This window comes from Georgenia satyanarayanai (genome assembly GCF_009193135.1).
Lineage (GTDB): Bacteria > Actinomycetota > Actinomycetes > Actinomycetales > Actinomycetaceae > Oceanitalea > Oceanitalea satyanarayanai.
Genome location: NZ_VUKC01000001.1, coordinates 494,168 through 506,653 on the forward strand (window position 1 = coordinate 494,168; position 12,486 = coordinate 506,653).

The 12,486-nt window shown below is 72.8% G+C and carries 12 protein-coding genes; 6 read left to right on the plus strand and 6 right to left on the minus strand.

Annotated features, from left to right (window positions below; genetic code table 11):
• Positions 1 to 246 precede the first annotated feature (246 nt).
• Positions 247 to 396 (minus strand): hypothetical protein, encoded by a 150-nt coding sequence (locus GD632_RS15860; RefSeq protein ID WP_193311302.1) that lies wholly within the window; start codon positions 394 to 396, stop codon positions 247 to 249.
• Between the two features lie 154 nt (positions 397 to 550).
• Between GD632_RS15860 and GD632_RS02255 the strand changes: the two genes are divergently transcribed.
• The 3 genes from GD632_RS02255 to GD632_RS02265 all read left to right on the plus strand — a co-directional run bounded on the left by GD632_RS02255 (position 551) and on the right by GD632_RS02265 (position 4,248).
• Positions 551 to 1,264, plus strand: coding sequence for a PKD domain-containing protein (locus GD632_RS02255; protein ID WP_152188204.1), 714 nt, complete (start codon positions 551 to 553; stop codon positions 1,262 to 1,264).
• A gap of 270 nt (positions 1,265 to 1,534) precedes the next feature.
• Complete coding sequence (locus GD632_RS02260) at positions 1,535 to 2,617, plus strand: substrate-binding domain-containing protein (protein WP_226924423.1); 1,083 nt, start codon at positions 1,535 to 1,537, stop codon at positions 2,615 to 2,617.
• Complete coding sequence (locus GD632_RS02265) at positions 2,614 to 4,248, plus strand: methyl-accepting chemotaxis protein (RefSeq protein ID WP_152188210.1); 1,635 nt, start codon at positions 2,614 to 2,616, stop codon at positions 4,246 to 4,248. The genes GD632_RS02260 and GD632_RS02265 overlap by 4 nt, the downstream gene beginning before the upstream one ends.
• A gap of 73 nt (positions 4,249 to 4,321) precedes the next feature.
• On the opposite strand, the gene GD632_RS02270 is transcribed toward GD632_RS02265, so the two are convergent.
• Positions 4,322 to 6,430: an HNH endonuclease signature motif containing protein gene (locus tag GD632_RS02270; protein ID WP_152188212.1), complete on the minus strand. Its 2,109-nt coding sequence runs from the start codon at positions 6,428 to 6,430 to the stop codon at positions 4,322 to 4,324.
• 79 nt (positions 6,431 to 6,509) lie between these two features.
• Here GD632_RS02270 and GD632_RS02275 point away from each other — a divergent pair, with 79 nt between their 5' ends.
• Both GD632_RS02275 and GD632_RS02280 read left to right on the plus strand, forming a co-directional pair.
• Positions 6,510 to 7,088 carry an HhH-GPD-type base excision DNA repair protein gene (locus tag GD632_RS02275; protein WP_152188214.1) on the plus strand — a complete coding sequence of 193 codons (579 nt, stop codon included), beginning with the start codon at positions 6,510 to 6,512 and terminating at the stop codon, positions 7,086 to 7,088.
• Positions 7,085 to 7,882 (plus strand): sulfite exporter TauE/SafE family protein, encoded by a 798-nt coding sequence (locus tag GD632_RS02280; protein ID WP_152188216.1) that lies wholly within the window; start codon positions 7,085 to 7,087, stop codon positions 7,880 to 7,882. Before GD632_RS02275 ends, GD632_RS02280 begins: the two co-directional genes overlap by 4 nt.
• A 10-nt stretch (positions 7,883 to 7,892) precedes the next feature.
• On the opposite strand, the gene GD632_RS02285 is transcribed toward GD632_RS02280, so the two are convergent.
• Together GD632_RS02285 and GD632_RS02290 are read right to left on the minus strand one after the other, a co-directional pair.
• Positions 7,893 to 8,138 carry a helix-turn-helix domain-containing protein gene (locus GD632_RS02285; RefSeq protein ID WP_152188219.1) on the minus strand — a complete coding sequence of 82 codons (246 nt, stop codon included), beginning with the start codon at positions 8,136 to 8,138 and terminating at the stop codon, positions 7,893 to 7,895.
• Entirely contained in the window at positions 8,138 to 8,812 is a 675-nt protein-coding gene (locus GD632_RS02290) for a hypothetical protein (RefSeq protein WP_152188221.1), read from the minus strand. The genes GD632_RS02285 and GD632_RS02290 overlap by 1 nt, the downstream gene beginning before the upstream one ends.
• A 175-nt stretch (positions 8,813 to 8,987) precedes the next feature.
• Here GD632_RS02290 and GD632_RS02295 point away from each other — a divergent pair, with 175 nt between their 5' ends.
• A complete protein-coding gene (locus GD632_RS02295; protein ID WP_152188224.1) occupies positions 8,988 to 10,961 on the plus strand; it encodes an APC family permease in 1,974 nt (657 codons plus the stop codon).
• Between the two features lie 31 nt (positions 10,962 to 10,992).
• On the opposite strand, the gene GD632_RS02300 is transcribed toward GD632_RS02295, so the two are convergent.
• Both GD632_RS02300 and GD632_RS02305 read right to left on the minus strand, forming a co-directional pair.
• Complete coding sequence (locus GD632_RS02300) at positions 10,993 to 11,289, minus strand: antibiotic biosynthesis monooxygenase family protein (protein WP_152188227.1); 297 nt, start codon at positions 11,287 to 11,289, stop codon at positions 10,993 to 10,995.
• 106 nt (positions 11,290 to 11,395) lie between these two features.
• Positions 11,396 to 12,436: a LacI family DNA-binding transcriptional regulator gene (locus GD632_RS02305; RefSeq protein ID WP_226924425.1), complete on the minus strand. Its 1,041-nt coding sequence runs from the start codon at positions 12,434 to 12,436 to the stop codon at positions 11,396 to 11,398.
• Positions 12,437 to 12,486: the final 50 nt, after the last annotated feature.

Genomic DNA, 12,486 nt, shown 5'->3' on the forward strand with positions numbered 1-12,486 from the left:
TTCAAGTAGATGTGCAAGTAGCCGCATCTAACTCATGACGTCAGAGACGACGACGGAGACTCCGAAGCGCACCTGGAGCGCCGCTCCGAGCCCGTCTGCGACCGGGGATTCGAGAGCATCCCCGGAGCAGCGCGTGCTCCGTGGTAGGCCCGACCGTCTTGGTGACGAAGGCCCGCGAGCGACGAAGCGCCCCGCCCACCCGTGAGGGTGAGCGGGGCGCTTTGGCGTGCAGTAGGTGGTGCTGGGTCAGTCGTCGAGAACGTGCGCTGCCCGGATGCTGCCGTTGACGGTGACGTTCCCGTCGTCGGAGACCAGCACCCGGGGCGGCGCCTCGTTCTCGACCCCGGTGCCCAGTCCGATCTTCGCGAGCCACCGCTGGGCCCACTGGGCCGCCATGAGCCGGGTGAGGAACGCGGTGATGGCCGCGACGGCGCCGAGAGTGCCGCCCAGTGACCTCCATTAGCGAAGCTTCAGGTGGTGAGTACCTGTACACGGTTGCTGTCATCTACGACGATGGCTGGGCGGTGCGCGGAATCGCAACGGAGGAACCGTGATCGAGCAAGTGATTGTCTCGTCCCTATTCCTCGCCGGAGCGCCAATGGGCGTCACCGGTGACGAGGGGATAGGCGCTCGTCTTAACGATGAGCAGCGAGACCTCACTGGTTCAGCGAGGAGAGCGTGGGAGGTTCCACGCTTCGATGACCCGTCGCCCGTGAAGGGCGGGCCGGTAGCGGCTGACCCCTACTGCTCGCCCGTCACCTATGTATGGGGCAGATATGAGACGAACGTGACCGCTTGTGATCCCGTTCCTGAAGGTGAGTGGGCTCCGGAGCCATGGTGGTCTGACGGGGAGGACGAAGAGGACGTCGAGGAAGTGCCACGCCAGCTGCTCGCCTTCACACGCGAGGACGTTCAGTCACTGCTGGTGAACTCCGGGAGCCTGGTCATCCAGCCAGATCAGTCCTGGGTGCTTGTCGGAACCGAGACCGTCGCCATGACCGATGCAGCGGAGCACGTCCTGGGCACCCAGGTTCTGGACCTGGATATCGACGCGCGCGTGAATCCGGTCCTCTTCACGTGGGACTTCGGGGACGGGTCGGTGCCGCTCACAGGAACCGACCCAGGGGCGCCGTGGCCCGATCACACGGTCTCCCACGTCTACAGCGACCCCGGGGCGGTGACCATCTCGCTGCGGACGGAGTGGGACGCGGACTTCCGCGTGGAGGGGACGTCGACGTGGATCCCGTCGCGGGGCGCGCGGTGACCCTGACGGAGAGTGACCCGATCGACGTCGTGACGGCGAAGCCACGCCTGACGACCGGCTGACTCGAGTCAGTCAGCGGACCCAGGGGAGCGTGTGTGACGGGTCGCACAGGTGCGACCCGTCATCATCCCGTGCCGCGCACCGATCGCCCTGAGTGACGCCCCTCACCAGGGGCCCGGCGCTGGACGCGCCGGTCGGTTGAGCCACGGATGGTGCGGTCGCATGACTCCTGTACGACGAACAGCCCGGACTCTCGGGCTCGGTGCCCTGGTGGTCGCCATCGGTCTCGCCGGCTGCGCCGGCTCCGACAGTGAAGCCGCGCCCGACAACGACGCCGAGGTCGCGCGCGTCAGCGTCGCGATGCCCACCCAGGAGCACCAGCGATGGGTCTCCGACGGCACGATCGTCGCCGCCCAGCTCGAGGACCTCGGCCACGACGTCACCCTCCAGTACGCGGACGACGACCCCCAGGTCCAGGCCGACCAGATCAAGGCGATGATCGAGGACGGCGCCGACGCGCTCGTCATCGGTGCCGTCGACGGCTCGGCCCTCACCGAGGTCCTCTCTGCCGCGGGCGACATCCCCGTCGTCTCCTACGACCGCCTCATCCTCGACACCCCGAACGTCGACTACTACGCCACGTTCGACAACGAGCGGGTCGGCATCCAGCAGGGCACCTCGCTGCTCGTCGGCCTCGGCATCCTCAACCCGGACGGCACCGAGAACGCCGACGGCCCCGAGGGGCCGCTGAGCATCGAGCTCTTCGCCGGCTCCGCGGACGACAACAACGCCGGCTTCTTCTTCAACGGCGCCATGGACACCCTGCGCCCCTACCTCGAGGAGGGCACGCTCGTCGTTCCCTCCGGTCAGACCGAGTTCGACGCCGTCGCCACGCCCGGCTGGAGCCAGGACGTCGCCCAGGAGCGCATGGCCCAGCTCATGTCGACCACGTACGCGGGTGGCGAGGACCTCCACGGCGTCCTCTCGCCCTTCGACGGCATCTCCCGCGGCATCATCACCGCCATCCAGGGCGCCGGCCGCGGCCCGACCATCGCCGACGGCCTGCCCGTCGTCACCGGCCAGGACGCCGAGAGCGATTCCGTCGTGCTCGTCGACGACGGCGTCCAGCTCTCGACGATCTTCAAGGACACCCGCCAGCTCGCCGAGGTCGCCGTCTCCGCCGTGCACAAGATGCTCACCGGCGAGGAGCCCGAGACCAACGACATCACGACCTACGACAACGGCCGGCTCACCGTCCCGGCCTACCTGCTCGCGCCCCAGCTGGTGACGCAGGACAACTACCAGCACCTGCTCATCGAGAGCGGTTACTACGAGGCGGGAGACCTGGCATGAGCCGCCGCACCAGCACCGAGACCCCCGACGCTCCCCGACGCCGCCGCAACGCGTGGTTCTGGGACCGTCCGGTCGGCGTCAAGATCGCCACCGCCATCGTCATCCTCGGTGGCCTGTTCGGCGTCGTCGGCGGTGCGGGCGCCCTCGCGCTCGTGCGCGCCGGTGACCACCTCGCCGAGGTCCGCCTCCTCACCGAGGACCTCCAGGGCTCGATGGCCGAGCTGCGCGCCGCGCAGTCCCAGAGCCACCTGCTCGTGCGCCGGGCGGCCGCCGCCACCGACGAGTCCCGCCGCGAGCAGCTCCTCACGTCGCAGGCGTGGAACGACCGCACCGTTGACGGGCTCATCGACGCCGTCTCCCAGTACCCCGAGTCCGAGACCCAGCAGTGGGCCGACTTCACCACCCGCTGGGAGGGCTGGCTCACCTACCGCGACACGACCCTCATGCCGCTCGTCGAGGCCGGGGACGTCGTCGGCCTGGAGAGCGCGCTCAACGCCTCCCCGGCCGGTGACCCGGACAACGCCGGGCGGGCGCTCGTCCTCGCCGACGGGCAGATCCAGAACCGTGTCGACGTGATCGCCACCGACGCGAGCAGCGAGATCAGTCAGACGCTCCTCGTGCTGACCATCGGCTTCGTCGTCGCCGCCGTCATCTCCGTGGCGATCGCCGTCGCCGTCACCCGCCGCATCCGTCGCGGCCTGCACGCCGTACGCGGCTCGCTCGAGGCGATGGCCGCGGGCGACATGACCGTGGACGCGCTCGTCGAGGACCGCGACGAGCTCGGGCAGATGGCCCACTCCTCGTCCCTGGCCCGCCAGGCGCTGCGCGAGGCCCTCACCAGCGTGGTCGAGTCGGCCCAGACCGTCGCTGCCGCCGCCGAGGAGCTCTCCGCCTCCAACACCCAGGTGGCCGCCGGCTCCGAGCAGGCCTCGAGCCAGGCCAGCGCCGTCTCCGACGCCGCCCAGCAGATCTCCCACAGCGTCCAGACCGTCGCCTCCGGCGCCGAGCAGATGAGCGCGTCCATCCAGGAGATCGCGAAGAACGCGGGGGAGGCCGCCGGGGTCGCCGCCCGCGCCGTCACGACGGCGGACGCGACCGCCAGCACCGTGGGCAACCTCGGCGAGAGCTCGCGGGAGATCTCCGAGGTCGTCAAGGTCATCACCTCGATCGCCGAGCAGACCAACCTGCTCGCCCTCAACGCGACCATCGAGGCCGCGCGCGCCGGTGAGGCAGGCAAGGGCTTCGCCGTCGTCGCCGGGGAGGTCAAGGAGCTGGCGCAGGAGTCCGCGCGGGCCGCTGAGGACATCACCACGCGCATCGGTGACAACCAGACGCAGACCGTGGCCGCGGTGGCGGCGATCGAGGAGATCGCCAAGACGGTCCGCTCGATCAACGACTACCAGCTGACCATCGCCTCCGCCGTCGAGGAGCAGACGGCGACGACGCAGGAGATGACGCGTGGCGTGCACGAGGCCGCCGCGGGTTCCGGGGAGATCGCGGCGAACATCTCCGGTGTCGCCACGGTGACGGCCACGTCCAGCACCGTGCTGGCGCAGATGCAGAGCGCCACGGACGAGCTGGCCCGCATGGCCGACGAGCTGCGCGGGAGGGTCTCCGCCTTCGTCGTGTGACGGCTGGCAGGCCGCGAAGGTCTGAGTCGTGCGGCCCGGCGCCCGGCACCTGCGGGTGCCGGGCGCCGGCGTCTCAGAACGGCGGCTGGTCCCCGGCCCAGGAGGTGTCGTGGCCAGCGCCCGGCGGCGGCGCCGTCGGGCCGGCGGGAAGTGCCCAGGCCTCGGCGGTGTCCGTGCCGGCGGAGGCGGCGGCAAGAGCGGCGTCGACCAGGGCCGGGGCGACCGGCACGCCGCGGCGCACGGTCTCCTTGGCCAGGCGGCGCAGACCCTCGGCGGTGTGACGGGGGAGGGTGGCGACGGTGCCGTCGGGACGCCGCAGGTACCCGTGCCCCGTGGGGGTGGTCCAGGCGTAGGTGCGGTCGCTGGCGTAGGCCACGGTGAAGGCGCCGATGGACTTGGCGCGGTGGTCACCGGTGCAGACCGGTCCGAGGTTCTCCGCCGAGGTGATGCCGCCGTGCTGCCACTCGTGGATGTGGTCGAGGTCGCTGCTGGGGGAGGAGCTGGAGCAGCCGGGCCGGATGCAGGTGCGGTCCCGCTCGCGGACGTGGTCGGCGATGGCGGCGGGCGGCTCGTAGCGGGTGCGGCCGACGTCGAGGACGAGGGAGCCGGTGGGGTCGGTGACGAGCCGGCGCCACACGCCGCCGGCGCTCAGTGCCCGGGCGACGATCGGCGGTATCGGGCCGTAGCGCTCGAGCTCGGCGACCGGCTCGCGGTCGCGGTCGAGTGCGGTGGTGCCGGGCTGGCGCGGCTCGGGCTGCAGGGCGGTGACGGGGACGGTCACGCGGATGTCGGCTCGTCCACCGCCGATCATGCCGACCCTCGTCGTGGGCAGACTGCACCCGGGAAGCCGGTGACCGGGACTGGGCGGCCCGTCCGCGACACGGAGGCGCGGGGTCCTGGGTTCGAGCCGGGACGAGCTTGCCGACGGTGGGAACGAGGCGGTGGGTGATGGCCCGGCGGACGGCGGTGACCCGGCGGACGGCGTGGGTGCGGCGCCGGGATCCGGACGTGACGGCACCGCGGACGGCGGGGCGTCGGGAGCCGGTGGAGGTGCGGGTGGCCCCGCGCTCGCGGCGGAACCGGCCGGAGCACCGTGCTGCTGGCACCCGCACGGGCAGTGCAGATGGGCCTCCGGCCCGATGTGGCCCAGCACGAGGGCGCTGTGACCCATGAGCGCGAGGCTGTCGGCGCGGAGCTGGTCGAGGGTGCGGGAGTCGCCGGCGTTCCTCGCCGCCCGGGCGGCGCCGTCGAGGGCGAGGTCGAGGGCGACGGCGTCGGCGGCGGGCAGCAGGGCCGTCATCGTGGCCATGCCGTCGGGCAGGGGCCGGGGGTGGTGGACGCAGCGCTTGCGCCGTGCGGCGGTGTGGCGGTCGTCGGCGGAGTCGGGGTCCACGGCGATGACGGCCTTGGCGAGATCCTCCTGCACCTGCCGCAGGGTGCGACCGGGTGCCTTGTCGAGCACCTCCCACTGCGCCGCCATCGCGACCTCGGCGGGCAGGTCGATGAGGGTGGTGATGATGGCCTGGGCGCGGGGCCAGTCGATGAGGCCCTGGTCGAGGAGCTCACCGGTGGGCTGGAACATGCCGCCGACGGCGCGCCCGCAGGTGGCCATCTTGACCGCGGCCTGCTTGGTGATCCGTAGTCGCATGGCGAGTTCCTGGCCCACGACGCACTCCCCGCGGGTGCGGCCGGGGACGTCCCCGGGCCAGGTGGGGTTGACCGAGTCGCGCTCGGCCAGTGCCGCGGCGGCGCGGGCTGCTCTGCCCGCGGACCAGGCTTCCATGCGCTTGTGGGCGGCGACGACCTCGACGAGGGAGAAGTCGTCCACGTCCTGGGGGTCGATCTCCTCCAGCACCCGGGCCAGGCGCAGGCCCGGGGGCAGGTGCTCGAGGTAGTCGCCCAGCGCGCCGGGCTGGGGGATGAGCTCGGCGAGCACGCTGTGCGGCCACCCCGGCGGCTCGCTCTCCCGGTAGGCCGGCAGGCGGAACTGGGCCCACTCGGCGGGCGGAGCGTGGTCCGGGCCGGTGGGGCGGGAGACGTCGAGACGGAGGCGGTCCTCGCCAGGGGAGACGAGTCCGAGGCTCTCGAGGTAGGGGACGACGAGACCGGGCGAGGAGTCCTCGGCCGGGTCGGTGGGCGCACTGCCGGCCGCGGTCTCGAACTCCCTGTCGTCGCGGTCCACCGGCGGCACCTCCCCGTACCGCTATAGTATCGAACATATGTTCGAGTGACAAGGCCTCTGTGGGTGAGAAGATCTCCGCATGGACCACGACCTGCACTTCACCGGCGACGCCGCTGCCGACCAGCTGCTGTCCTCCGACCCGCTGGCCCTGCTCATCGGCATGCTCCTCGACCAGCAGGTCCCGATGGAGACGGCCTTCGCCGGCCCGCACAAGCTGCACGAGCGCCTCGGCGGCTTCGACGCCGCCCGCCTCGCGGCCATGGACCCCGACGACCTCACCGACGTCATGCGCCAGACCCCGGCCGTGCACCGCTACCCGGGCTCGATGGCCAAGCGGATCGTCGCGCTGAGCGCCGCCGTCGTCGAGAGCTACGACGGCGACGTCTCGCGGCTGTGGACCGACGGCGACCCCGACGGCGCCGAGATCCTGCGCCGCCTCAGGACGCTGCCCGGCTACGGGGAGCAGAAGGCCAAGATCTTCCTCGCCCTCCTCGGCAAGCAGTGCGGACTCGCGGCGCCGGGCTGGCGGGAGGTGGCCGGCGAGTACGGCGAGGAGGGCGCACGCCGGTCCATCGCCGACGTCGTCGACGAGGACACCCTGCTCCAGGTCCGCGAGACCAAGCGCGCAATGAAGGCGGCCGCCAAGAAGAAGGCATGAGCGCCGTGATCGCCGCCGCGGGCGTCGGCCTTCTCGTCGGCGTCGTCGTCGGCACCCTCGGCGCCGGCGGCGGGATCCTCAGCCTCCCGACCCTCGTGTACGTCCTCGGCCAGGACCCCCACGCGGCGGCGACGGCCTCGCTCGTCATCGTCGGGGCCACGTCGGTGGTGTCGCTCGTGCCGCACGCGCGGCGCGGCAACGTCCTGTGGCGCCCAGGACTCGTCTTCGGCCTGCTCGGCGTCGCCGGCGCGGTCGGGGGAGCGCGCCTCGCCGCGCTGGTCGACGGCGACCTCCTCATGGTGCTGCTCGCCGCGCTGCTCCTCGTCGTCTCCGCCGTCATGCTGCGCCGCTCCCTCGCGGACCGCGGGCGGGCGGACGACGGCGTCCCCGCGCCGCCGTCGTCGAGCCGGCTCACGACGGCGGTGCTCACGGTCGCCGTCGCCTCGCTCGTCGGCCTGCTCACCGGGTTCTTCGGAGTGGGGGGCGGCTTCGTGGTCGTCCCGGCGCTGCTGCTCGTCATGCGCGTGGACATCCGGCGGGCGGTGGGCACCTCGCTGCTCGTCATCGCCGTCAGCGCGGCGCTCGGGCTCGCCGGCCGCATCGGTCAGGACCACGCCGTCGACTGGCCCGTCGTCGCCGCCTTCGCGGTGACGTCGATGCTCGGCGGGCTCGTCGCCGGGCGCTTCTCCGCCCGCGCGAAGCCGCGCACGCTCAGCCTGCTCTTCGCGCTGCTCCTCCTCGCCGTCGCCGTCGTCACGGGCCTCCAGGCCGTCCCGGCCCTCCTCGCCGGGTAGGACGGGGTGCTCAGCGGTCCGCGCGGACGAGGAGCTCGCCGATCTCGCAGTCCAGCGCCTGGCAGATCGCGATGAGGGTGGAGAACCGGATCGCCCGGGCGCGGTCGTTCTTCAGCACCGACAGGTTGACGATGCTCATCCCCACGAGCTCGCTCAGGCGGGTGAGTGTCATGCCGCGCGCGGCGAGCAGCTCGTCGAGGCGGCAGTGGACGCCGGTGGGGACGGGGTCCTCCTCCGCGGGCCGGGCCCGCGCCATCACACGAGCCCCTCGGTGTCCCGCTGCATCCGGGCGCCGATCTGGAAGGCCAGGGCGACGACGGCCAGCGCCACCCCGACCCCGACCGGCGCGAGGCTGAGCTCGAGGGAGAACATGGCCAGCCCCTCGTACCCCTCCGGCCGGGAGAGGTCGGCACCGCCCGTGACGTCGGGACCCAGGTGGTCGACGACGGCCGCGTTCCCCAGCGCGCCGAGCAGCTGGCTCGCCGTCCCGCCGACGATGATGAGGACGGCGCTGGCCACCAGCGCCGCCGTCATCGAGTGCCCGAAGGGCCGGTTCCGCAGCACCCGGACCGCGAGCCACACGAGCGCCAGGCTCACGCCCACCACGGCCAGGGCCGTCACGGCGGACTGGGCGGCGAAGGGCCACCGCGCGGCGGCGGGCAGGCCGGTGACGGTGAGCGCGGCGGACTCGTACCAGGCCTCGCTCACCTGCCCGAAGGGCTCGGTGAACTCCGGCGTGCGAGCGTTGACGAGCGGGAAGCCGTGGAGGGTCAGCGGGTCGTCCCTCATGGCCTGGACGACGGACATGACACCACCGACGGCCGCGCCCACGGCCACCAGTCCCGCCACCACGGCCGTCCCCCAGAGGGCGGCACGGTCCCCGCGTGACATGACGGGCCGCTCGTCCACGGGCGGTGTCTCGGCGTTCATCAGGAGTCTCCTTATCGACTGTCGTTAATAACGAATGTCGCTAAACCTACGGTCGAGGAGCAGCCCTGTCAACGGCGTAGCGGTGACGGTCGCGCAGGAGTACGCTCGCGCCGAGCTCCTCCTCAGGGGCCCGACGGCGCAGCGCCTCATCTGCGACGAGTCCGGAGCTCGCAGCATGACGTCGAGAACCACCGCGTCCGCCACCCACCGGCACGTCCCCTCCCGGGTGCCCAGCCCGGTCCGCCGGCCCGAGCCGCGCCACGCCGTCGTGCGGTGGCTGCTGCGTCACGAGGTCCCGCCCGCCGGTCCGCAGACCGCGAGTCCCGCCGCCCGCACCCACGCGTGGTGGAAGGTCATGTGCCTCACCGGCCTGGACTACTTCTCCACCCTCGCCTACCTGCCCGGGATCGCCGCGCTCGCCGCCGGGGCGCTGTCCCCGGTGGCGACCCTCCTCATCGTCGCGCTCACCCTCTTCGGGGTGCTGCCGATGTACCGCCAGGTGGCCCGGGAGAGCCCGCACGGGCAGGGGTCGGTCGCCATGCTCGAGCACCTCCTGCCCTTCTGGCGCGGCAAGCTCTTCGTCCTCGTCCTCCTCGGCTTCGTCGTCACCTCGTGGATCGTCACGATGACGCTGTCCGCGTCCGACGCCACCGTCCACCTCCTCGAGGGACCGCTCGCCCCCGACGCGCTGTCCGGCTACGCGGTCGGCGTCACCGTCGCCCTCCTCCTCGTCCTCGTCGGCGTCTTCCTCCTCGGCTTCACCGAGGCCATCACCGTGGCGATCCCCGTCGTCGGCCTCTTCCTCGCCCTCAACGCCGTCGTCGTCGGTGCCGCCGTCGCCGAGCTCCTCACCCGCCCCGAGCCGCTGGGCGCGTGGTGGCAGGGGCTCCTGGCGACGCCGCCAGGGGCCGGGCTCGGCCACGTCGTCCTCGCCTTCCCGCTCCTCATCCTCGGCCTGTCCGGCTTCGAGACCGGGGTGAGCATGATGCCGCTCGTCGCCGCCCGCGACCAGCAGGCCCGCGTCCGGCACACCCACGCGCTGCTCACGACGGCGGCGCTCATCATGTCCGGCTACCTCCTCGCGACGAGCGCCGTCACCACCCTCCTCGTCCCGCCCGCCGAGCTCGAGCCGGGCGGCGCCGCCAACGGCCGCGCGCTCGCCTACCTCGCGCACGGGCTGCTGGGCGAGGGCTTCGGCGCGGTCTACGACCTCGCCACGATGCTCATCCTGTGGTTCGCCGGCGCGTCCGCCATGGCCGGCCTCGTCAACATCGTGCCCCGCTACCTGCCCGGTTACGGGATGGCGCCGGAGTGGGGGCGCGCGGTGCGGCCGGTCGTCCTCGTCTACGGCGCGCTCGCGGTCGCGCTCACCGTCGTCTTCGACGCCGACGTCGACGATCAGGCCGGCGCCTACGCGACCGGCATCCTCGCGATGATGGTCTCGGCCGCCGTCGCCGTCACCATCTCCGCGGCGCACCGCCGACGACGGCGCGCGGCGGCCGGGTTCGGCGTCCTCACCGCGGTGCTCGGGTACGCCCTCGTCGACAACGTCCTCACCCACCCGGACGGCATCGCGATCGCGGCCGTCTTCGTCGTCGGGATCGTCGCGACGTCCCTGGTCTCCCGGGCGGCGAGGACCATCGAGCTGCGGGTCGGCACGATCACCTTCGACGACGCCGCCCGCCGCTACCTCGACGACGCGCTGCGCCACGACGGGAACCTCAACATCATCGCCAAGAAGCCCGAGCGCCGCGGGCCGCAGCAGTACGAGCTCAAGGAGAGCGAGCAGCACGGTCTCAACCCGCTGCCGCCCCACGCCCGCGGGCTCTTCCTCCAGGTGGTGGTCGAGGACCCGTCACGGTTCTCCGAGGACCTCCACGTCCACGGCGTCCAGGTGTCGGGCTACCGGGTGCTGCGGGTGCACAGCCCCGCGGTGCCCAACGCGCTCGCGGGCATCCTCCTCGCGCTGGCGGCGGCCACCGGGGTGCGCCCCCACTGCTACTTCGCGTGGTCCGAGGGCTCCCCGGTCCACCACCTCCTGCGCTACCTCGTGCTCGGCGAGGGGGACACCCCCGTCATGGTCCGCGAGATCATCCGGCGGGCCGAGCGCGACCCGCGCCGGCGCCCCACCATCCACGTCGGAGGGTGAGCCGCCGCCCGCGGCGGGGGTGGCGCCGGCGTCAGGTCAGGTCGACGACCTCGAACTCGAGGAGCTCGGCGCCGCTGGCCACGGGCCGGCCGCCCCCGCCGTGGCCGTGGAAGAACTCCTGGGAGTCGCGCCACGCCTCGAAGTCGGCCTGGCTCGCCCACGTCGTCACGACGAAGTAGCGGTCCTCGCCGGCCACGGGACGCAGCAGCTGGAAGCCCTCGAAGCCGGGGGCGGAGTCGACGGCGTGCTTGCGAGCGGAGAAGCGGGCCTCGAGCTGGGGGCCCGCGCCCTCGGGCACGGAGATGGCGTTGATCTTGACGACGGACATGCGGTCTCCCTCGGTAACGGTCGTGCTCCGATCGTAGGAGCACGCCTCGGTCGGTGAGCCGTGGCCGGGCGCCGGCTCAGCCCGGGGCGGTCGAGGCCGACCCCGGTCAGCCGACCGGCTCGCCCCGCTGGGCGCCGCAGGACTCGCGCACCACGAGCTCGGGCCGGTTCGGCTCGGGGTCCCCGCTGCGTCCCTCGAGGGCCGCGAACAGGGTGTCGATAGCGTGCCGGCCGAGCGCCTCGAAGGGCTGGCGGACGGTCGTGAGCGGCGGCTCGTAGAACTCGCAGCCGGCGACGTCGTCGTAGCCGACGACGGCGATGTCCTCGGGGATCCGCAGCCCCGCCTGGTGGAAGGCACGCATCGCGCCGAGGGCCATGTAGTCGTTCGCGGCGAAGACGGCGGTCGGCAGCTCGGGCTGGGCGAGGAGCTGCTGGGCACCCGCGTAGCCGTCGGCGCCCTCCCAGCCGCCGCTCACCGGCTCGGGCACGCGCAGCCCCGCCTCGGCGAGCTCGGCCTGCCAGCCCACGACGCGCGCCCGCGCGTCGAACCACTCGTCGGGCCCGGCGATGTGGGCGATGTGCTCGTGGCCCAGGGCGATGAGGTGCGCCGTCGCGTCCCGTGCGCCCTGCTCGTTGTCGATGGCCACGACGTGGAGCGGGCCGGGGTCGGGCATGCCGGTGGCGATGGCGACGACGGGCAGCGTCCCGGCGAGCCGCTGCGCCTCGACCGCGGTCTGCATCGTCGGCGCGACGACGATGATGCCGTCCACGCCGAGGGTGAGGAAGAAGTCGAGGACGTCGGTGGGGCTGGCGCGCGCGGTCTCGGTGGCCGCGCTGATCGTCGCGTAGCCGAAGTCGAGGGCGGCCTCCTGGATGGCGAGGCTCGTGTGGCTGGGCCCGAAGAGCGTGACGGCCGGGGTGACGACGCCGATGAGGTGGGAGCGGCGGGTGGCCAGCGCGCGCGCCGACATGTTGCGGCGGTAGCCGAGAGCCTCGATCGCCTCCTGCACCCGCCGACGGGTGGCGGGGCGCACGAGGTCAGGGGCGTTGAGCACCCGCGAGACGGTCTGGTGGGACACGCCCGCACGCGCGGCGACGTCCGCCATCACCGGCGAGCGTCTGGCCTTCCCTGGCACGACGTTGTCCACTGGGCTCTCCTATCGGGTTCCTCGGCCCATTGTGCCGTCTGCGCGGCACG

What these genes read in the sequence shown, in the direction of transcription:
- GD632_RS15860 (WP_193311302.1), bottom strand. Translation starts at nt 396, where the DNA reads ATGGCGGCCCAGTGGGCCCAGCGGTGGCTCGCGAAGATCGGACTGGGC.
- GD632_RS02265 (WP_152188210.1), top strand. Translation starts at nt 2,614, where the DNA reads ATGAGCCGCCGCACCAGCACCGAGACCCCCGACGCTCCCCGACGCCGC.
- GD632_RS02290 (WP_152188221.1), bottom strand. Translation starts at nt 8,812, where the DNA reads ATGAACGCCGAGACACCGCCCGTGGACGAGCGGCCCGTCATGTCACGC.
- GD632_RS02300 (WP_152188227.1), bottom strand. Translation starts at nt 11,289, where the DNA reads ATGTCCGTCGTCAAGATCAACGCCATCTCCGTGCCCGAGGGCGCGGGC.
- GD632_RS02295 (WP_152188224.1), top strand. Translation starts at nt 8,988, where the DNA reads ATGACGTCGAGAACCACCGCGTCCGCCACCCACCGGCACGTCCCCTCC.
- GD632_RS02280 (WP_152188216.1), top strand. Translation starts at nt 7,085, where the DNA reads ATGAGCGCCGTGATCGCCGCCGCGGGCGTCGGCCTTCTCGTCGGCGTC.
- GD632_RS02275 (WP_152188214.1), top strand. Translation starts at nt 6,510, where the DNA reads ATGGACCACGACCTGCACTTCACCGGCGACGCCGCTGCCGACCAGCTG.
- GD632_RS02285 (WP_152188219.1), bottom strand. Translation starts at nt 8,138, where the DNA reads ATGGCGCGGGCCCGGCCCGCGGAGGAGGACCCCGTCCCCACCGGCGTC.